General features: G+C 70.2%; 17 protein-coding genes. 10 read left to right on the top strand and 7 right to left on the bottom strand.

Translation table 11 applies throughout. The annotated features are described in order from the left end of the window. Nucleotides 1-23 precede the first annotated feature (23 nt). On the bottom strand, nt 24-806 hold the full coding sequence (locus tag ACO2Q3_RS13460) for an alpha/beta fold hydrolase (RefSeq protein ID WP_423307258.1): 783 nt from the start codon (nt 804-806) through the stop codon (nt 24-26). 166 nt (nt 807-972) lie between these two features. Here ACO2Q3_RS13460 and ACO2Q3_RS13455 point away from each other — a divergent pair, with 166 nt between their 5' ends. Then, nucleotides 973-1,539, top strand: coding sequence for a hypothetical protein (locus tag ACO2Q3_RS13455; RefSeq protein WP_423307256.1), 567 nt, complete (start codon nt 973-975; stop codon nt 1,537-1,539). Between the two features lie 55 nt (nt 1,540-1,594). Here the strand turns inward: ACO2Q3_RS13455 and ACO2Q3_RS13450 are convergent, their stop codons facing one another. Further along, nucleotides 1,595-2,374: an enoyl-CoA hydratase/isomerase family protein gene (locus ACO2Q3_RS13450; RefSeq protein ID WP_423307254.1), complete on the bottom strand. Its 780-nt coding sequence runs from the start codon at nt 2,372-2,374 to the stop codon at nt 1,595-1,597. A gap of 163 nt (nt 2,375-2,537) precedes the next feature. Then, on the bottom strand, nt 2,538-3,704 hold the full coding sequence (locus ACO2Q3_RS13445; protein ID WP_423307252.1) for an acyl-CoA dehydrogenase family protein: 1,167 nt from the start codon (nt 3,702-3,704) through the stop codon (nt 2,538-2,540). A gap of 173 nt (nt 3,705-3,877) precedes the next feature. On the opposite strand from ACO2Q3_RS13445, the gene ACO2Q3_RS13440 reads away from it, so the two are divergent. The 3 genes from ACO2Q3_RS13440 to ACO2Q3_RS13430 all read left to right on the top strand — a co-directional run bounded on the left by ACO2Q3_RS13440 (nt 3,878) and on the right by ACO2Q3_RS13430 (nt 6,747). Then, the gene (locus ACO2Q3_RS13440) at nt 3,878-4,618 is read left to right on the top strand and encodes an IclR family transcriptional regulator (protein WP_423307250.1); all 741 of its coding nucleotides are present in this window, start codon (nt 3,878-3,880) and stop codon (nt 4,616-4,618) included. 94 nt (nt 4,619-4,712) lie between these two features. After that, nucleotides 4,713-5,936, top strand: a complete 1,224-nt coding sequence (locus ACO2Q3_RS13435; protein WP_423307248.1) for a CaiB/BaiF CoA transferase family protein — start codon at nt 4,713-4,715, stop codon at nt 5,934-5,936. Between the two features lie 40 nt (nt 5,937-5,976). Further along, a complete protein-coding gene (locus ACO2Q3_RS13430; RefSeq protein ID WP_423307246.1) occupies nt 5,977-6,747 on the top strand; it encodes a VOC family protein in 771 nt (256 codons plus the stop codon). Nucleotides 6,748-7,172: 425 nt separating this feature from the next. Here the strand turns inward: ACO2Q3_RS13430 and ACO2Q3_RS13425 are convergent, their stop codons facing one another. Beyond that, nucleotides 7,173-7,943: a transcriptional regulator gene (locus ACO2Q3_RS13425; RefSeq protein WP_423307244.1), complete on the bottom strand. Its 771-nt coding sequence runs from the start codon at nt 7,941-7,943 to the stop codon at nt 7,173-7,175. Between the two features lie 197 nt (nt 7,944-8,140). Here ACO2Q3_RS13425 and ACO2Q3_RS13420 point away from each other — a divergent pair, with 197 nt between their 5' ends. The 5 genes from ACO2Q3_RS13420 to ACO2Q3_RS13400 all read left to right on the top strand — a co-directional run bounded on the left by ACO2Q3_RS13420 (nt 8,141) and on the right by ACO2Q3_RS13400 (nt 13,364). Continuing rightward, a complete protein-coding gene (locus ACO2Q3_RS13420; protein ID WP_423307242.1) occupies nt 8,141-9,112 on the top strand; it encodes a DUF459 domain-containing protein in 972 nt (323 codons plus the stop codon). A 13-nt stretch (nt 9,113-9,125) separates the two neighbouring features. Beyond that, complete coding sequence (locus tag ACO2Q3_RS13415) at nt 9,126-10,403, top strand: GDSL-type esterase/lipase family protein (RefSeq protein WP_423307240.1); 1,278 nt, start codon at nt 9,126-9,128, stop codon at nt 10,401-10,403. 3 nt (nt 10,404-10,406) lie between these two features. Beyond that, nucleotides 10,407-11,873 (top strand): MBOAT family O-acyltransferase, encoded by a 1,467-nt coding sequence (locus ACO2Q3_RS13410; RefSeq protein ID WP_423307238.1) that lies wholly within the window; start codon nt 10,407-10,409, stop codon nt 11,871-11,873. Between the two features lie 9 nt (nt 11,874-11,882). Continuing rightward, a complete protein-coding gene (locus ACO2Q3_RS13405) occupies nt 11,883-12,635 on the top strand; it encodes a hypothetical protein (RefSeq protein ID WP_423307236.1) in 753 nt (250 codons plus the stop codon). A gap of 552 nt (nt 12,636-13,187) precedes the next feature. Beyond that, a complete protein-coding gene (locus ACO2Q3_RS13400) occupies nt 13,188-13,364 on the top strand; it encodes a hypothetical protein (RefSeq protein WP_423307234.1) in 177 nt (58 codons plus the stop codon). Between the two features lie 181 nt (nt 13,365-13,545). On the opposite strand, the gene ACO2Q3_RS13395 is transcribed toward ACO2Q3_RS13400, so the two are convergent. From ACO2Q3_RS13395 to ACO2Q3_RS13385, 3 genes are all read right to left on the bottom strand, one after another. Beyond that, entirely contained in the window at nt 13,546-13,971 is a 426-nt protein-coding gene (locus ACO2Q3_RS13395; protein ID WP_423307232.1) for a Zn-ribbon domain-containing OB-fold protein, read from the bottom strand. Nucleotides 13,972-13,982: 11 nt separating this feature from the next. Then, the gene (locus tag ACO2Q3_RS13390; RefSeq protein WP_423307229.1) at nt 13,983-15,161 is read right to left on the bottom strand and encodes a thiolase domain-containing protein; all 1,179 of its coding nucleotides are present in this window, start codon (nt 15,159-15,161) and stop codon (nt 13,983-13,985) included. A 69-nt stretch (nt 15,162-15,230) separates the two neighbouring features. After that, nucleotides 15,231-16,778 carry an AMP-binding protein gene (locus ACO2Q3_RS13385; protein WP_423307227.1) on the bottom strand — a complete coding sequence of 516 codons (1,548 nt, stop codon included), beginning with the start codon at nt 16,776-16,778 and terminating at the stop codon, nt 15,231-15,233. A 238-nt stretch (nt 16,779-17,016) separates the two neighbouring features. Between ACO2Q3_RS13385 and ACO2Q3_RS13380 the strand changes: the two genes are divergently transcribed. Beyond that, a partial coding sequence (locus ACO2Q3_RS13380) for an MFS transporter (protein ID WP_423307225.1) occupies nt 17,017-18,296 on the top strand: 1,280 nt, incomplete at its 3' end.

Here is an 18,296-nt window from a genome sequence, read left to right as displayed (position 1 = left end):
CATCCCGAAGCTGCATCCCGAGCTCAGCCCGCAGATACAGCCTCCGCCGGCAACGTCGCCAGGAAATCCAGCACCGCCTTGTTGAACGCGGCCGGCTGGTCGAGGTTGGCCGAGTGGCCGGCGTGCGGGATCACCGCCTTCTGCGCGCCGGGGATCTTGCCGGCCATGTAGTCGGACGCCGCCAGGAACGGGGTGTCGTCGGCCCCCACCACCACCAGGGACGGCACGGCGATGTCCGGCAGGCTGTTGATCACCCGGGCGTCGCGCTGGGTGAGCATGCCGCGGGCCGCGCGCACCAGGCCGTCGGCCGAGCGGTGGCTGGCGGTGCGCATCTCCTCGCTGCCGGCCGCCAGGCGCGCCAGGCCGTCCTTCTGGTAGCGCTCGGCGGTCTTCAGGGCGTTGGCGTTCCAGCCTTCGCGACCCTCGTCCTTCTTGTAGCCGGGGCCGGTGTCGATGATCAGCAGCGCGCGGGTGCGCTCCGGGTGCTTCAGGTGGAAGGCCAGGCTCATGTAGCCGCCCAGCGACAGGCCGCCGATGATCGCCCGCCGGGCGCCGACGGCGTCCAGGATCGCCGCCATGTCGGCCACCGTGGCGGCCTCTGAATAGGCGCCCTGGTCGTCGGGATAGTCCGACTGGCCGTGGCCGCGCATGTCCCAGGTGATCAGCTTGAAATGCTTGGAGAACGGCTCGATCTGCGGGCGCCACATCTGCGCAGTCGCCGAATACCCGTGGGTCAGCAGCAACGGGGGGCCGTCGCCGTGGACCTCGTAGTGGATGTGCACGCCATCCCGGTCGAGCTTGGGCATGCGGTGTCCTCCCGCTGTTGGACGTCTGCCGCGCCCCTCGCGATCACTTTCCGGCAAGCGACCGGCGACGGCAAGGCCTGCGCTCTAGGAACGGCGTTCTTCCAACGCTACCATGCCGGCGGCCGGGGCAGGGCGATGTCTCCAACCGTGGGAAACGAGGGCGACGATGGGTCTGGTGCGTATCTATTCCGAGCAGGAAGTCGGCAAGATTCTCAAGGAGAGCGAGGGCGTCGGGCTACCGAACGAGGGCGGCCAGGGCCATTCCGAGGGCCTGCATGAAATCGTCGCCGTGGGCCGCGGCCGCGAGAGCACCAGCGTCGCCGGCCTTGAAGACCGGGCGCTGACCGAGCGCAAGTCGACCGTCGGGGCCTTCGACGGCTCGCAGATCAAGGCGGTGACCTTCGCCCTGAACACCCAGGCCGGCCAGAACACCCTGGCCTTCCTCAACGCCAAGGCGGTCTGGTACGTGTTCACCAAGATCAACGTCTCCGGCCAGGGCTTCAAGATGAAGCTGACGCAGGTCGCCGACATGCCGAAGATCGGGCCGGCCACCGCGCCGGTGACCTCCGACAAGATCGCCCAGTTCGTCTGCATGAAGCTGATGGCGAACGACGGCGCGCTGCACATCCGCACGGCCTATCCGGTGTGGGACCAGGCGCCGCTGCCGCAGCCGACCTGCGAGATCGTCTACCGCGGCGACGGCGGAAAGATGAACCAGGAGCTGCCAGTCTGACAGTCTGCTGACCGTCTCCTGGCTGACCTCCTGATGGCGGCCTGACCCTGCGGGGTCAGGCGCCGACGAAGTTCCCGGGGCGGCGTTCGTTCACCGAGCGGACGCCCTCGGCGAAGTCCTTGGTCTCGCGCAGCCAGGTCTGTTCCACCAGTTCGTGGTCGGTCTGCGCCTTCACCGCGGCGGCGAGGTCGGCGCGGAAGGTCTTGCGCGTGGCCTGCACCGCCAGCGGGGCGTTCTCGGCGATCTCCTGGGCCAGGCGCAGGGCCGCCGGGCGCAGGTCCTCCAGCGGGACCACCTCGTCCACCAGGCCCCAGGCCAGGGCCTCCTCGGCCTTCACCCGACGCCCGGTGAGGCACATCAGCAGCGCCTTCTGTTCGCCGACCACCCGGGGCAGGGTGTGGGTGATGCCGAAGCCGGGGTGGAAGCCCAGCTTGACGAAGTTGGACACGAACCGCGCTTCCGGCGCGGCGATGCGGAAGTCGCCGACCAGCGCCAGGCCCAGGCCCGCGCCCACGGCCGCGCCCTGCACGGCCATGACGATCGGCTTCTTCACCGAGAACAGCCGCACGGCCTCGTGGTACAGCGGGTTGATCCCCTGCATGCCCGAGCCGCCGACGCCGGTGGGCGAGGCCAGGTCGGCGCCGGCGCAGAACGCCTTGCCGGCCGAGCACACCACGCTGGCGCGCACGCCCTTGTCGTCGTCCGCCGCGTGCAGGGCGTCGGCCAGGGCGCGCACCAGCTCGACGCTGACGAAGTTGGTGGGCGGCCGGTTGAACTCCAGCACCGCCACATGGCCCTCGGTCCTCGCCGAGACGTCGCCGTATTGAGCTTGCATCGTCGTCTCCCCAAAAAGTCTTGTCATCCCGGACGCAAGCGGCGCAGCCGCTGATGATCCGGGACCGCCACGGGCGCCATCGCCCGCCGTTTTCGATCCCTTAGCGCTTCCGGCGGTCCCGGATAAGCGCGGCGCGCCTTCCCGGACGACAGCCGGAAACAGGCTAGCGCCGCGTTCCCAGCAGGTTGCGGGCCACCACCCACTTATGCACCTCGGTGGGGCCGTCGTAGATGCGCATGGTGCGGATCTTGGAGGCCATCAGCTGCAGCGGCATCTCCTTGGTCATGCCCATGGCGCCGAAGGTCTGCATGGCGCGGTCCACCACCTCCCACGCCATCTCGGTGGCGTAGGCCTTGATCATCGAGATCTCCTGGCGGACGTCGCGGCCCTGGTCCAGCTTCCAGGCGCAGTCGTAGGTCATCAGCCGGCAGGCGTGGATGCGGGTCGCCGCGTCGGCCACCCACCACTGGATCGCCTGGCGCTCGCTCAGCGGCAGGCCGAAGGTCTTCCGCTGCGGCGCGTACTCGCAGATCATCTCCAGCGCCCGCTGCGCCATGCCGATCGACCAGGCGGCCATCTGCACGCGGCGGGTGCCCAGCCGCAGCTGCATGGGGGCAAAGCCGTTGCCCTCGGTCCCCAGCAGCTTCCAGCCCTCGACCCGGCAGTCTTCCAGCGCCACCTCGTAGGTGGCCGCCCCGCCGATCATCGGGATGCGGCGCAGCACGTTGAAGCCGGGCGTGCCCTTGTCGACCAGGAAGGCGCTGATGCCGCCGCGCGCGCCCTTTTCCTTGTCGCTGACCGCCATCAGGATGGTGAAGTCGGCCTCGGCGGCGCGGCTGATCCAGATCTTGCGGCCGTTGATGATCCAGTCATCCCCGTCCCGCTCGGCCCGGGTGATCATCCCCGCCGGGTCGCCGCCGGCGCCGGGCTCGGAGATGCCGATCGCCGAGATCGTCTCGCCGCGGACATAGGGCTCCAGATAGGCGACGCGCTGGCGCTCGTTCACCGTCGCCATCAGCATGCGCAGGTTCGGGCTGTCGGGCGGGAAGGTGTAGGGGGTGACGGTGCGGCCGATCTCCTCCTCGACGCCGACCATGGCCACGGCCGGCAGGTCCGAGCCGCCGATGTCCTCCGGCGCGTCCAGGCCCCACAGACCCAGCGACTTGGAGATGTCGTCCAGCCGGGCGTTCTCGGCGGCGTCGAGATACAGGCCCTTGCCCTCGGCTTCCCGCGCCAGCACCCCGGCCTCCAGCGGCATCAGCTCGTCGCGGACGAACCGGCCCACCAAGTCCTTGAGCATGCGGTGCTCTTCGGAGAGCTCGAAATCCATGGCGTCTCTTCTCCCGGCCGCCTTCCCCGGCGGCCTGTCTAGCACCGGCGTCCGTCGGGGCAGCAAGGCCGTTGTGCCGACGGGCGTGAGGGGATACTAGGCGATCGGTGGTTCTGCTGCCCATATGTGGCTTTAGAATACACATATGTGAAATCAATTGACGCTGGGGCGCCATGGCGGAGGATGCGGTCAAGTCGGCCCGGCGGGTGTTCGAGATCCTCGAATACTTCGACCGCGAGCGGCGGCCGCTGGCGCTGAAGGACGTGCTGGAGGGGCTGGACTATCCGGCCTCCAGCGGCTCGGCGCTGATGAAGTCGCTCGTCGCCCTGGGCTACCTGGACTACGACCGCGAGCGGCGGACCTATTTCCCCACCATGCGCATCGCCGCCCTGGGCGCCTGGGTGCACGACGCCCTGTTCGGCGACGGGGTGCTGTCGGGGCTGATGGACCACCTGCGCCAGGTCACCGGCGAGACCGTGATCCTGGCGGCGCAGAGCGACCTGCACGCCCAGTACGTGCACCTGGTCCACTCGTCCGAGCCCCTGCAGGTCACCGTGCCGCCGGGCGCGCGGCGCCCGCTCGCCGCCTCGGGCCTCGGCTGGGCGCTGCTGAGCGTCAAGAGCGAGGCCGACGTCGAGAAGCTGCGGCGGCGGATCAACGCCGAGGCGCCCGCCGACGCCAAGCTCTCGCGCGAGGCCCTGGCCGAGCGGCTGGCCGAGGTGCGCCAGCGCGGCTACGCCTTCTCCAAGCACACCGTGTCGGAGGGGGTGGGCGTGATCGGCGCGGCCCTGCCGCGCGGCCGCTTCGGCCGCGACTACGCCATCGGCGTCGCCGGCCCGGTCGAGCGCCTGGAGCGCAAGGAGGCGCTGATCGTCGCCGAGCTGAGGGACGGTCTCGCCCGCCTGGGCGGATGACCGGTGCGCGCGGCGCCGCAGAGGTTCATAACAGGGGCCAAGACGCCGGCCACGGCGCTCTGGCCTGTCAGAGGCACGAGGAAAGGTCAGGATCATGAACACCCGCACGCTCGCCAGCGAGGTCACCGGACCGCTGAAGGGGATCCGCATCCTGGACATGACCAGCGTCGTGTTTGGCGCCTACGCCACCCAGATGCTGGGCGATCTCGGGGCAGACGTGATCAAGGTGGAATTCCCGGGCGGGCGGCGCGGCGGCGGCGGCGACATCATGCGCTGGGCCGGGCACGTGCCGGAGGGCTGCCCCGACGACCTGGGGCCGATCTTCATCACCATCAACCGCAACAAGCGCTCGGTGCTGCTGGACCTGCGCGAGGAAAAGGCCGCCAAGGCCCTGCGCCGACTGATCAAGACCTCGGACGTGTTCGCCGCCTCGGTGCGCTACGAGGGCCTCAAGCGCCTGGGCCTGGACTATGAGGCGGTCAAGGCGATCCGGCCGGACATCGTCTACGCCCACGGCGCGGGCTATGCCGCCGCCGGCCCCTACGCCGGCGAGCCGGCCTATGACGACCTGATCCAGTCCGCCTCCGGCATGGCCGACATCCTGCCGCGGGTGGACGGCGATCCGACGCCGCGCCTGCTGCCCAGCCTGATCGCCGACAAGGTCTCGGGCCACTTCATGGCCCAGGCCATCCTCGCCGCCCTGTTCCACCGCCAGCGTTCGGGCGAGGGCCAGTTCGTCGAGGTGCCGATGTTCGAGTGCATCACCAGCTTCAACCTGGCGGAGCACTTCTACGGCCACGTGTTCGACCCGCCGACGGGGCAGTGGGCCTATCCGCGCGTGGCCAATCCGGAGCGCAAGCCCTTCCCCACCAGCGACGGCTACATCGGCCTCCTGCCCTACACCGACGGCCAGTGGGACCAGTTCTTCGAGGTCGCCGGCTGGGGCGAGACCTTCGCCAAGGACCCGCGGTTCTCGGACTACAAGATCCGCGGCCGGCACATCCGCGAGCTGTACGGCCTGGTCGACCAGGTGACCCGCACCAAGACCACCGACGAATGGCTGGCGATCCTCAAGCCGCTGTCGATCCCGGTGGTGCGCATGAACCGGCTGGACGACCTGATGAGCGACCCGCACCTGCAGGCCGTCGAGCTGTTCCAGCGCTATGACCATCCGGACGTCGGGCCGTACTATAACCTCAAGCCGCCGGTGAACTATTCGGCGACGCCGGCCAACATCCGCCGCCATCCGCCGCGCATGGGCGAGCACACCGACGAGGTGCTGGCCGAGCTGGAAGCCGAGCGCAGCGCCGCGGAATAGCCGTTGGCAAGGCCCGGACGGGCGGGAAGGGGAGACACGCATGCGCCTGAGGCAGGTGGCCATCATGGCCCACAAGATCGCGCCCGTCGCCGGGCAGCTGGAGTACGTGTTCGGCCTGAAGGTGGCCTTCCGCGATCCGGGCGTCGGCCATTTCGGCCTCGCCAACGTGGTGATGCCGGCGGGCGGCGAGTTCATCGAGGTGCTGGAGCCGATCCGCGACGACGCCTCCGGCGCCCGCTACCTGCAGCGCCGCGGCGGCGACGCCGGCTACATGGTGATCCTGCAGGACGACGACGCCCTGGCCCACCGCGCCCGGCTGGAGGCGATGGGCGTGCGCGTGGTGGCCCGAAGCCGCGAGGAGCACTACCGCTACACCCACTTCCACCCGGCCGACACCGCGGCGGTGCTGCTGTCGATCGACAGCGTCCAGGGCGACCCCGACTGGCGCGAGCCGCTCAGCGACTGGCCGCCGGCCGGCGAGCAATGGCGCGACTACGAGAGCGAAATCACCCTGGGCATGACCGCCGTCACGATCCAGCACCGCGACCCCGCCGCCGCCGCCGCCCGCTGGGCCCAGCTGCTGGACAAGGTCGCCCTGGCCGACGGCGAGGCCTGGGAGATCGCCCTCGACGGCGAGGCGATCCGCTTCGTGGCCCCGGTGGACGAGGATGGCACGGGCGTGGTGGGCATCGAGCTGGTGGTCGACGACGTCGACGCCGTGCTGCAACGCGCCGAGGCGATCGGCGTGAGGACCCCCGACGATGCCGTGAAGATCGGCGGCGTGACGTTCACCCCGGTGTCGGGGGAATAGGGGGCGGGGCCCGAACCCCTCACCCTCCCACGCGCCTTGCTACGCAAGCCCCGCGGGCCCCTCCCTCTCCCTGCGGGAGAGGTGTTTTTACCTGAGCGTTCAAAGAGATAATTCTCCCGAGCCGCCCCCTCTTCCACCTCTCCCATAGGGAGAGGAAGGGGCCCATGGCGCAGCCATGGGAAGGTGAGGGGTTCCGCCCCTTCAGAACACCGTCACCAATCACCCGCCGTCATCCTCGGGCGTCAGTCCCGAGGATCCATGAACACGTGAAGGGCAGTCGCGAGCGGCAGCGGAGCGTTGCTGGAGCGGCAGCCGCCCCATCGTGGCGCGCCCTTCGAAGCGCGCCAATCCTTCTCACGCGTGCATGGACCCTCGGCACAAGGCCGAGGATGACGGCTGAAGGAGTGGAGGCGTGGAGCCCCCCCCTACCGCGCCAGGAACCGCACGAACCCCTGGTCGGCGATGCGGTCGATGTGGGGGCGGTAGGCCGCATACAGCGGATGGCCGGGCGGGATCTTGCCGTAGGCGGGGTCGGGCCAGTCGCGCATGGGCAGCAGGGCCACGGCGGCGCTGGAGGGGGTCAGGTGCGAGCCGGCGCCGGCGTAGAGGGTGGTGATCAGGCCGTACAGCTCGCCCTTGATGGTCGGCCGGCCGAACACGCCCAGCCGGTACTGCCCGGCCGAATTGGTCACCAGGTACAGCATCCCCGACTGGGTCGGCAGCGACACCAGCCCGTGCTGGGTGAAGGCGCTGTCCTCCCGCGCCGCCTCGCGGAAGGCAAGGGCGGAGGCGTCGTCGTCCCAGTAGATCTCGGTGCGGTAGGCGAAGGCCGCGTCGACGCCCTCGAACGACGGGCGCAGGGTCAGGTACTCGCCCTCCAGCCAGCGCACCGCCGCCCGGGCGTAGGCGCCCAGCTCGTCCGGCGCGGAGGCGCCCGGCGCCGGGCGCGCCGTGGGCAGGGGCATGGCGGGCGGCCGCAGGCGCCGGCCGAGCGCCTCCTCCAGGCGGATGGTGGTGGCCAGGGTGAACGGCCGGCTGCCGGCCAGCGCCTTTTCCAGGGTCGAGATGCTGATCTTCGCGTCGTCGGCCAGGCGCTGGCGGGAGATGCGGCGGCGCGCCAGCTCCTCGCGCACGGCCTCGGCGATGGCCCGGCTCTGGTCGTGGGAGAGGTCGATCTCGACCCCGGACGCGCTCACTGGGAAGGGCTTCCTGCCGAAGTTGCGGACAAATCCTCACACGCGCCGCCCGGGGCGGCAAGGAAATGCGGGGCGCGACAATAAATTCGCGAAGCCGCCTCTGGAGCGGCGCGCCGAAATCGCGGAAAAGACGAGTAGCTGCTGTTCCCGCTTCCGTTCCCCCCGTTCCCGCCCGTTCCCAAATGCTGGAGTCCAAGATGAGGGCCGTGGTCCTCGACCGCACCGCCGTGCTGTTCGTTGGCGTCGCCATGGGCGTGATGATGGGCTTGGCCTTCGCCAGCCACGCGCCCGCCCCGCCGCGCGTCGCGCCGGCGGCGAGCGCCGCCTCCGCGGCGCCGGCCAGGACCCCGGCGATCAAGGCGGCCGCGGCGCGCGCGGCCGAGTGCGACGTCCCCGTCCAGGCGCGCATGCTGCAGACGCTCGCCAAGGGCGGACAGATCAATGTCGGCGTGTTCGGCGACAGCTTCGGCGACGGCGTCTGGGCGGCGCTCTATCGGCGCCTGCCCAAGTCCGACCACTACAACGTGGTCAAGTTCAGCCAGGAATCCACCGGCCTGACCCGCTATGACCTGGCCTCGCTCGAGGACCGCACCACCGCCCAGATCGCCAGCCAGCCGGTGGACGTGGCGGTGATCGACTTCGGCGCCAACGACATGCGCGGCATCGTCCAGGACGGCCACGTCTACCAGCTGTTCACCCCCGCCTGGCGCGTCGCCTACGGCCAGCGCATCGACCGCATGGTCGCCCTGCTGCGCAGCCGCGGCGCGGTGGTCTACTGGGTGGGCCTGCCAAAGATGCGCGACGCCGCCTACGACCAGGACGTGGCGCAGATGAACGCCTTCCTCTCCGACCACATGGCGCAGCTGGGGGTGCCGTTCATCGACACCCAGCCGCTGTCGGTGGACCAGAGCGGCGCGTTCAACGCCTATCTGCCGACGCCAGGCGGGACGGAGCCCAAGCTGATGCGGGCCAACGACGGCATCCACATGACCATGGCCGGCTACGAGCTGATCACCGCGCCGCTGGTGGACCGGATCCAGGCCTACGTCGCCCAGTCGCGCAAGGCCGCCGCCGCCCTCTCGCCGGCCGGTCCCGCCGCGCCCGCCGGCCAGGCCGTCGCCGCCCCGGCCGAGGCCGCCGGCGCCGCCCCGGTCTCCCCGGCCGCCTGATGCCCATCGCCCTATGATTGCCCATGGCCTCCTGGCCGCGGCGGTCGCCCTGCTGGCGCCGGTGGCGGCGCTGACCCCCACCATACCGGGCGCCCAGAGCTGCGTCGGCGGCCTGTGCGGCGCCGAGAGCCTGGCCCCCTATTTCCAGGCCATCGCCGACGACCAGCAGAGCCATCGCGGCCGGCCGGTGCACGTGCTGATCATCGGCGACAGCCACTCGGCCAGCGACAACATCTGGGGCGCCCTGCGCAACCCCCTGCAGGCCCGCTTCGGCTATGGCGGGCGCGGCGTGCTGCCGGCCGGCAAGCCCTACGTCGGCTTCCTGCCCCAGGGGGTGCACATCGAACAGTCCGAGGGCTGGACGGTGCAGAACATCCTCAAGGACTTCGAGCCCGGCCACCCGTTCGGCATCGCCGGCTTTCGCCTGACCGCCCAGCACGACGGCGCCAGCCTGTCGCTGACCGCCGAGCCGTCGCAGACCTTCAACCGCCTGGTGGTCTGCGCCCGCGACCAGCCGGGCGCCGGGACCCTGATCGTCAACTTCGGCCCCACCCAGTCGCGCGTCTCGCTGTCGGCCCAGACCCCGGGCGAGGTCTGCACCCAGTTCCAGGTCAAGGACCAGGCCTCCAGCGCCTCGCTCTCCACCGAGGGGCCGGTGACCCTGACCTCGTGGGCCACCTTCAACGACGCCGGCGGCGTGGCGGTCTCCAACCTGGGCGTGGTGGGCGCCACCCTGGCCGACTTCTCGCGCACCAACGACGGCGCCGTCGCCGAGGAGCTGCGCGCCTACCAGCCGGACCTGATCGTCCTGGAGTACGGCACCAACGACGGCTTCGTCGGCCACTTCGACGGGGCCCAGTTCGAGGCCCTGCTGCACGCCCAGATCCAGCGCGTGCGCCGCCTGTCCGGCGGGGCGCCGATCCTGATCGTCGGCGCGCCGGACGCCAACTCCAACCGCCCCGGCCAGCGCAACAACGCCGACGGCTACGCGGCCGACCCGGACCCCTCGGGCAGCGCCTGGTATTCGCCGCCGGGCCTGCGCGCGGTGCGCAACATCCAGCGCCGGGTGGCCGGCGCCGAGGGCGTCGCCTACTGGGACTGGGCCGACCGCATGGGCGGGCCGGGCTACGCCGAGGGCTGGGCGCGCGCCGTCCCGCCGCTGATGCGCGGCGACCACGTGCACTACACCCTGGCCGGCGGCGCCCGGGTGGCCGACGCGCTGCAGGCCGACATGGACCGGGCCGCCAACGTCGCCCCGCCGCTGCCGATGCGGCCCTCGCAGCAGCCCTGAGCCATGCTGTTCCCCACGCTCACCTTCGGCCTGTTCTTCCTGGGCCTGTTCGCCGTGGCCTGGGCCGCGCGGCGCGACAACGAGTGGCGCAAGATCCTGCTGCTGGCCGCCAGCTGGATCTTCTACGGCGCCTGGGACTGGCGCTTCGTCGCCCTCTTGATCGGCTCGGCCGTCGTCAACTGGGGCCTGGCGCGCGAGATCGCCCGCAGCGCCGCTTTTCACTCTGAGGGCGGCGACCCGAACAACCTGCGCCGCCGCAAGGCCCTGGTCGCCGTGGGCGTCGCCGCCAACCTGGCGGTGCTGGGCACGTTCAAGTACTGCGGCTTCTTCCTGCAGCAGGTCTCCGGCACGCTGCACGCGCTCGGCTGGCAGCGCGACCTGCCGGTGCTGCAGATCGTCCTGCCGGTGGGGATCAGCTTCTTCACCTTCCAGGGGATGAGCTATCTGATCGACATCTATCGCGGCAAGACCACGCCGGCCCGGCTGCTCGACGTCACCCTGCTGATGAGCTTCTTCGCCCACCTGGTGGCCGGCCCGATCGTGCGCGCCAGCGACCTGATCCCGCAGTTCCAGACCGTCCCGAAGCTCACCCGCGAGGCCGCCGCCACCGGCTTCCTGCTGATTGCCTGGGGCCTCTTCAAGAAGGCGGTGATCGCCTCGCAGCTCGCCACCGGCTTCGTCGACAACGTGTTCTTCGACCCGGCCAGCCACGGCCCGATCGACCTGATCGCCGCCACCTATGGCTACGCGGTGCAGATCTACTGCGACTTCTCGGCCTACAGCGACATGGCCATCGGCCTGGCCGCCCTGCTGGGCTACCAGTTCCCGCGCAACTTCGACCAGCCCTACCGCGCCGCCTCGCTGCAGGACTTCTGGCGGCGCTGGCACATCAGCCTGTCCAGCTGGCTGCGCGACTACCTCTACATCTCCCTGGGCGGCAACCGCGGCGGCCTCATCAAGGCCTGCCGCAACCTGATGATCACCATGCTGCTGGGCGGCCTGTGGCACGGCGCCTCCTGGACCTTCGTCATCTGGGGCGCCCTGCACGGAACCGTCCTCGCCGCCGAGCGCCTGTGGCGCGAGTTCAAGCCCAAGGCCTGGCCGTCGCTGCCGCAATGGATCGGCGTGCTGGTCACCTTCCACATCGTCTGCCTGGCCTGGATCTTCTTCCGCGCCGACAGCTTCGCGTCGGCGATCGCCTTCCTGCAAGGCATGACCCACTGGGGCGCCGCCGCCGGGGCCGCCCCCGCGGTCGCCGGCGCTGCCCTGACCGTCACCCCATTGGCCGTGGCCCTGATCCTGATCGGCCTCTCCACCCAGGCCCTCCCGCCCCGCCTGGTCGAAACCGCCGGCGCCCGCCTGGCCAGGATGCCCGCCATCGGCTTCGCGCTCAGCCTCGGCGTGGTGATGGTGATGATCGAGGCCCTGCGCCCGGCGGGCGTGGCGCCCTTCATCTACTACCAGTTCTAGGGGGCCGAGATGAGCGCCGCCGACGACCTGGATAAGGTTGCCCCCAAGGCGAAGCCTGTCGCCAAGCCCGCAGCGAAGGCCGCCAAGGCGGCGGCGAAGTCCGCCAAACCACCGACGAAGTCCGTCAAGGCCGGGGTCAAACCGGCGGCCGAAGCTGGCGCCAAGCCCGCGGCCAAGACCGCTACCAAGCCTCAAGCCAAGCCCGGCGCAAAGCCGCAAGCCAAGCCAGCCACGACGGGCGCCAAGACCGCCACGAACCCCAGGGCCGCGTCCACCAAGGCCGGACCCAAACCCGCCGCGAACGCCGGCGCCAAATCGCGCAAGTCCGCCCCGACCGCCAAGGCCGGCGTCGCGCCTGCAACCCGCCCCCAGGCCTTGGTCGAGACTGCCGCCGTGGTCGAAGCCAGGGCTGGCGCGGCTGTCGTGGCGGAAGCTGCGGCCAAGGCAGCGGTGATGCCGCCGGCGCCCGCGGCGGGCGCCTGGGACGCCGTCGCCCGGGACTCTCTGCGCTGGACCTCGACGGTGATGGCCATCGTCCCGCTGTTCCTGCTGGTCTTCAACGCCGCCTCGCTGAAGAACTGGGCCGACCAGCTGGCCCCCAGCCCCACCACCGTGGTGATCAAGACCACCGCCGACCAATGGGAAGCCACCACCCGCACCCTCGCCCTCTCCGCCCCCCGCGACGCCCTGCACAACGCCTGGAACAAGGCCGTGGCGCTGAAGTGGGACGGTTCGTCCGGTGACAGCGCCGACCCTCAATAACCCCCAACATCCGCTCATCCCCGCGCCGGCTGGCGCAGGCGGCCCAGGCAAAACACGTCGGCTCAATCCGATCAGGACGACCACGGCTCCAAAGAAACCAACCTATAGCGGCGTCGCCCGAATGATGCGCACGTCAGTGGTGAACTCCCGGCGTCCGCCTCGTTCCAGCCGCCGCACGCACGTTCAAGGTCCCGCAACCTCCAGCGCGACCGAGAGCGTACTGGCTGCCCGCTGTCGAGCGTTGCGAAGGGTACCGCCGCAGCGAGGTCGATCCTCGCGGACACCATCATCCCGCTATGCGTTCCAACAAATATGACCGACGTCAGCGACTCCGCTATAGTGGGACCGGCCGGAAATGGCTGTCGGATGTTTGAGGCATGCCACTTCCCGTGATTTCGGAAGAACCAGACGCTGATCCGTTGCACTTCAAGATCAGCTCCGCGCTAAATCGCCTCCACCATTGTTCGCCTGAGCTTTCACGCGAACTAGGTTTAGAAGCTAGCGGCGCGAATGCTTCAATATTGGACCCAACGGTGCACAGTGGAGGAACCGATGTCTGACGAACTCACGCGCTGGGCAATTGCTGAGCGCGACTTCATTCGTGCGGAGATCAAGTGGTTTAAGGCAGGCGCGAAGCTTTTCTCGCCAAGTCGCGATGACATCACCTCGACCAAACTCACCGAGCTGGAAACGCGGTTGGAGCAAGTCCAGCTCGCTCTCAAGGAGTAGTCAGGCGCTGATTTGTGGGTTGCGAGATGCAGAGATCAAGTCCGCACCAAGCTCTGAAGGAACGTGGATTTGTCGCGCATTCCGACCATGGCCGCCTTCCCGACAGCAAAACGCCGCCGAAGTCTCCCCTCGGCGGCGCTCGCTCGTCTCTCAATCAGTCAGCGGGGGCGCGTCCGCCCCCTCACACCGGCGCGAACGTAAACACCGGCGGCCCGCCCTCCGTCGGCGTCCACTTCACCTTCACCCTTGCGCCGATCTTCAGCGTCTCGGGGGTGTAGTCGATGATGTTGGTCAGGACGGCCGGGCCTTCGTCCAGGTTGACGTAGGCGATGGCGTAGGGGACCGGGGTGTTCCGGTGCATCACGCTGTAGGTGTAGATCACGCCCTCGCCCGGGCTCTCTTCCCAGACGGTGTCGCCCGAGAAGCAGTGCGGGCAGATGGCGCGCGGGTACCAGTGCGGCTTGCCGCAGGCGTTGCAGCGCTTGATCAGGAACCTGCCCTGCTGGGCGGCGTCCCAGAACGGCTTGGATTCCACGTTCACCGCGGGGGCCGGGATGCGGCGGGCGGTCGGGGCTTCGGTGGTGGTGGTGGTGGTGGTGTCGGCCATCGTGCGGCTCCCTATTCCCGTTCCATGACCAGGGTCGCCGCGCCGTGGCGCGTGCCCAGCGAGCCGCCGGTGCCGTGCGCCAGCACCAGGCTGGGGTCGGGCACCTGGACCTTGGGGTGGGCCTCGCCGCGGGCCTGGCGCACCGCCTCGATCACCTTGGTGATGCCGCCGCGGTTGGTGGGGTGGTTGTTGCACAGGCCGCCGCCGTCGGTGTTGAACGGCAGCTTGCCGACGCCGGAGATCAGGTTGCCGTCGGCGACGAACTTGCCGCCCTCGCCCTTCTTGCAGAAGCCGAGATCCTCGAGCTGCATGAGGACGGTGATGGTGAAGCTGTCGTAGATCGAGGCGTACTTGATGTCCTGCGGGGTGACGCCGGCTTCCTCGAAGGCGATCGGGCCGGACCACACCGCGCCCGAATAGGTCAGGTCCAGGTCCAGGCCGCCGCGCGGGCCCTTGGGGGCCTCGCCGGCGCCGATCACCTTGACCAGCGGCCGCTTCAGGCTCTTGGCGATCTCCGGGCGGGTGACGATCACCGCGCCGCCGCCGTCGGTCACCACGCAGCAGTCCATGCGGTGCAGCGGGTCGGCGATCATCGGCGAGTTGATCACGTCCTCCACCGTGACCACGTCGCGCAGGAAGGCGTGCTCGTTGTACTGGGCGTGGTGCGAGGCGGCGACCTTGATCCAGGCCAGCTGCTCGGACGTGGTGCCATAGTCGTGCATGTGGCGCATGGCGCACATGCCGTAGGTGTTGTGCGTCGAGCCGCCCCAGATGTTCTCGAATCCGGCTTCCGGCACGTCGGACATGCCGGGCGGGCCGCCGCGGCCGCCCCCGCCGCCGCCGCGCTGCTGGCGCGGCCGGCCGGCCAGGGTGATCAGGGCGACGTTGCACTTGCCCTCGGCGATCGCCTGGGCGGCGTGGCCGACGTGCAGGATGTACGAGGAGCCGCCGGTCTCGGTGGAGTCCATGTGGCGCAGCTTCAGGCCCATGTAGTCGGCCATCGACATGGCGCCGAAGCCGGGGGCGTCGCCGGCGCAGAAATAGCCGTCGATGTCGTCCTTGGTCAGGCCCGCGTCGGCCAGGGCGCCCATGGCGCTCTCGGCGTGGATCTGCGGGGTGGAGATGTCCGGGGCGTCGCGCGTGGGGTGCTCATACACCCCCGCGACATAGGCCTTTCCCTTGATGCTCATGCGTCTCTCGTTCCGTGTTGCTCGTTCTTGTTATGGGAGGGGGCAGCAGCGCCGGTCAGGCGCCCACCTTCAGGCGCTCTGTGCCGCTTTCAGCCTGGCGATGCGTTCGTCGCGCAGCTGGGTGCGGCGCACCTTGCCGGCGTCGTCGCGGATGTTCTCGGTCACGAACTCGAAGGTCCGCGGCTGCTTGTAGGTGACCAGCATGCCGCGCAGGTGCTCGCGCACGGCGTCCTCGGTCAGGCCGTCACGGGGCTGGATGATGGCGTGGATCTGGTTGCCCATCTCGTCGTCCGGCAGGCCGATCACCGCGCTGGACTGCACCAGCGGATGCTCGTCGAGCGCCGCCTCGATCTCGGCCGGATAGACGTTGGAGCCGCCCACCAGGATCATGTCGGTGCGCCGGTCGGCCAGGTACAGGAAGCCGTCGGCATCGAAGTAACCGATGTCGCCCAGGCTCTCCCAGCCGCCCTCCAGGGTGCGCGCCGTGGCGCCGCGGTAGTGGTAGGACGGGGCCGCGCCGGCCGGCCGGCGCATGAAGATCTCGCCCACCTCGCCGGGGGGCAGCGGCTGGCCGTCGGCGTCGAAGGCCTGCATCTCGCCCATCGTCACCCGGCCCACCGAGCCGCGGTGCGCCAGCCACTCGGTCCCGCTGATGATGGTCACCGCCTGGGCCTCTGTGCCGGCGTAGAGCTCCATGATCACGTCGGCGCCCAGCCAGTTGATCCAGGCCTCCTTCAGCCAGGGCGGGCAGGGGGCGGCCAGGTGCCAGACCGTGCGCAGGGTGGAGACCTTGTAGCGGGCCCGCACCTCGTCCGGCAGCTTCCAGATCCGGCTCATCATGGTCGGCACCAGGTACATCCAGGTGCCGCCGTGGCGGTCGACCGCCTCCAGCGTCTTCTCGGCGTCGAAGCGGGGCAGCAGCACCAGGTGCGCGCCCTTGAACAGGCCGCCGAAGGCCGAGGTGAACGGGCCGTTGTGGTACATCGGCCCGGGCATGATCATCACGTCGTCCTCGACGGTGCGATAGGCGCCCGCGGCGTTGCGGTTGTGCACGCCCGGCCCGCCGGACAGGATCAGCTTCGGCCGCCCGGTCGAGCCGCCGCTGGTGGGGGCCTTGTAGTAGGGGGCGATGCGGTCCTCGTGCGGGCCGTCGTCGTCCGACAGGGCCAGCAGGGCCGGCACGTCATAGCGCGGCTTGTTGCCCTCGACCGTGTCGCCGGCGATCAGGATCGGCGTCTCGGCCAGGTCCATCACCGCCTCGGCCTCGTGCCGGGGCAGGCGGTAGCTGATCGGCTGCGGCGTCGCGCCGGCCTTCCACAGGGCGAAGCACGCCTCGACGAAGTCGACGCTGTTGGGCAGGCCGATGGTCACCAGGTCGCCCGGCTTCACGCCGGCCGCCGCCAGGCCGCGGGCGATGCGGTTGCTGCGAAGGTCCAGCTCTTTCCAGGTGACGGTGCGGGTGTGGTCGGTGACGGCGGGGCGGTCAGGCCGCTCCTGCGCCAGCTCGGTCAGCCGCCGCCCCAAGGATACGGTATCCGGGGAGACGGTATCCGGGGAAACGGTGTCCGGCGAAACGGTATCTGGGGAGACGGTGTCGTTCGGGGGGGTGTCGCTCAATCGACGCTCCTTGGACCTAATGCAAATGGCTTCAATGTCCGCGGCCGCTTGATCAATGCGGCTCTTGTTGCGGTGCGTTATCGACGGGCGGCGCGGCCTTCGCAAGGCCGGATCGGGCCGTGGGCGCCGCGACGTCAGCCCGGGCTTGCAGAAACTTCGTTGCCCAGGTCAAGTAATCTGCTTTGACCGCCCCCGCCGCGCGCGGGCATCAACGCCGTCCGCACAAGGAGTCGCCCGGATGCGTCGTCCGTTTGGTCAGAACTACGCCTATGTGGTGGTCGCCACGATCTTCCTGGCGCTGCTGTCGGCCGCCGCCCTGCGCGCCGCGCCGGGGGTGCTGATCCTGCCGCTGGAAAAGGCGTTCGGCTGGAGCCGGGCCAGCATCTCCCTGGCCGGGGCGGTGGGCATCTTCCTCTATGGCCTGACCGGACCGTTCGCCGCCGCCCTGATGCAGAGCTTCGGCCTGCGCCGCACGGTGACCCTGGCGCTGGTGCTGATGGCGCTCTCCACCGGGCTCTCCACCCTGATGACCCAGGCCTGGCAGTACACCGCCACCTGGGGCGTGCTGGCCGGGTTCGGCTCGGGGGCGGTGGCGCCGGTGCTGGGGGCGAGCGTGGTGAACCGCTGGTTCGTGGAGCGCCGCGGGGTCATCATGGGCCTGCTGACCGCCAGCACCGCCACCGGCACGCTGATCTTCCTGCCGGCCATGGCCGCCCTGACCGAAGCGGGGGGCTGGAAGCCGGTGGCGATTGCCATCGCCGCGGCCACCGCCATCCTGGCCCCGGTGGTCTGGCTGCTGGTTCCCGAGCGGCCCGAGAGCATCGGCCTTCGCCCCTATGGCGCGCCGGCGGACTGGCCCGCGCCGGCGGCGGTGTCGGGCTCCGGCGCGCTGACCGCCGCGTTCGGGGCGCTGGGCCGGGCGGCCCGCACGCGCACCTTCTGGCTGCTGTTCGCCGGCTTCTTCGTCTGCGGCCTGACCACCAACGGCCTGGTCGGCATGCACCTGATCGCCTTCTGCGGCGACCACGGGATGCCGGAGGTGAAGGCGGCGGGCATGCTGGCGGCGATGGGCCTGTTCGACCTGATCGGCACCACCCTCTCGGGCTGGCTCACCGACCGGTTCGACAGCCGCAAGCTGCTGTTCGCCTATTACGGCCTGCGGGGGCTGTCGCTGATGGCGCTGCCGTTCACCGACTTCTCGATCGTCTCGCTCAGCGTGTTCGCGGTGTTCTACGGCCTGGACTGGATCGCCACCGTGCCGCCCACCGTGCGCCTGGCCAGCGAGGCGTTCGGCGATACCGACGGGCCGATCGTGTTCGGCTGGATCGCCGCCGGCCACCAGGCGGGCGCCGCCACGGCCGCCTTCGGCGCCGGTCTGATCCGCACCGCCGAGGGCAGCTACCTGCAGGCCTTCGTGATGGCGGGCTTCACCGGCCTGATCGCCGCGGTGCTGTCGCTGATGATCGCGCGCCAATCTCCTCCCCCCATGGGGGAGGGGGACCGCGAAGCGGTGGAGGG

The organism is Caulobacter sp. KR2-114 (assembly GCF_049446115.1).
Lineage (GTDB): Bacteria > Pseudomonadota > Alphaproteobacteria > Caulobacterales > Caulobacteraceae > Acaudatibacter.
The sequence above is the reverse complement of the archived record's forward strand: the minus strand, read 5'-3'. Positions and strand labels throughout refer to the sequence as shown.

What these genes read in the sequence shown, in the direction of transcription:
- ACO2Q3_RS13440 (WP_423307250.1), top strand. Translation starts at nt 3,878, where the DNA reads ATGGCGGAGGATGCGGTCAAGTCGGCCCGGCGGGTGTTCGAGATCCTC.
- ACO2Q3_RS13395 (WP_423307232.1), bottom strand. Translation starts at nt 13,971, where the DNA reads ATGGCCGACACCACCACCACCACCACCACCGAAGCCCCGACCGCCCGC.
- ACO2Q3_RS13415 (WP_423307240.1), top strand. Translation starts at nt 9,126, where the DNA reads ATGATTGCCCATGGCCTCCTGGCCGCGGCGGTCGCCCTGCTGGCGCCG.
- ACO2Q3_RS13405 (WP_423307236.1), top strand. Translation starts at nt 11,883, where the DNA reads ATGAGCGCCGCCGACGACCTGGATAAGGTTGCCCCCAAGGCGAAGCCT.
- ACO2Q3_RS13450 (WP_423307254.1), bottom strand. Translation starts at nt 2,374, where the DNA reads ATGCAAGCTCAATACGGCGACGTCTCGGCGAGGACCGAGGGCCATGTG.
- ACO2Q3_RS13445 (WP_423307252.1), bottom strand. Translation starts at nt 3,704, where the DNA reads ATGGATTTCGAGCTCTCCGAAGAGCACCGCATGCTCAAGGACTTGGTG.
- ACO2Q3_RS13390 (WP_423307229.1), bottom strand. Translation starts at nt 15,161, where the DNA reads ATGAGCATCAAGGGAAAGGCCTATGTCGCGGGGGTGTATGAGCACCCC.
- ACO2Q3_RS13420 (WP_423307242.1), top strand. Translation starts at nt 8,141, where the DNA reads ATGAGGGCCGTGGTCCTCGACCGCACCGCCGTGCTGTTCGTTGGCGTC.
- ACO2Q3_RS13435 (WP_423307248.1), top strand. Translation starts at nt 4,713, where the DNA reads ATGAACACCCGCACGCTCGCCAGCGAGGTCACCGGACCGCTGAAGGGG.
- ACO2Q3_RS13430 (WP_423307246.1), top strand. Translation starts at nt 5,977, where the DNA reads ATGCGCCTGAGGCAGGTGGCCATCATGGCCCACAAGATCGCGCCCGTC.
- ACO2Q3_RS13410 (WP_423307238.1), top strand. Translation starts at nt 10,407, where the DNA reads ATGCTGTTCCCCACGCTCACCTTCGGCCTGTTCTTCCTGGGCCTGTTC.
- ACO2Q3_RS13455 (WP_423307256.1), top strand. Translation starts at nt 973, where the DNA reads ATGGGTCTGGTGCGTATCTATTCCGAGCAGGAAGTCGGCAAGATTCTC.
- ACO2Q3_RS13400 (WP_423307234.1), top strand. Translation starts at nt 13,188, where the DNA reads ATGTCTGACGAACTCACGCGCTGGGCAATTGCTGAGCGCGACTTCATT.
- ACO2Q3_RS13460 (WP_423307258.1), bottom strand. Translation starts at nt 806, where the DNA reads ATGCCCAAGCTCGACCGGGATGGCGTGCACATCCACTACGAGGTCCAC.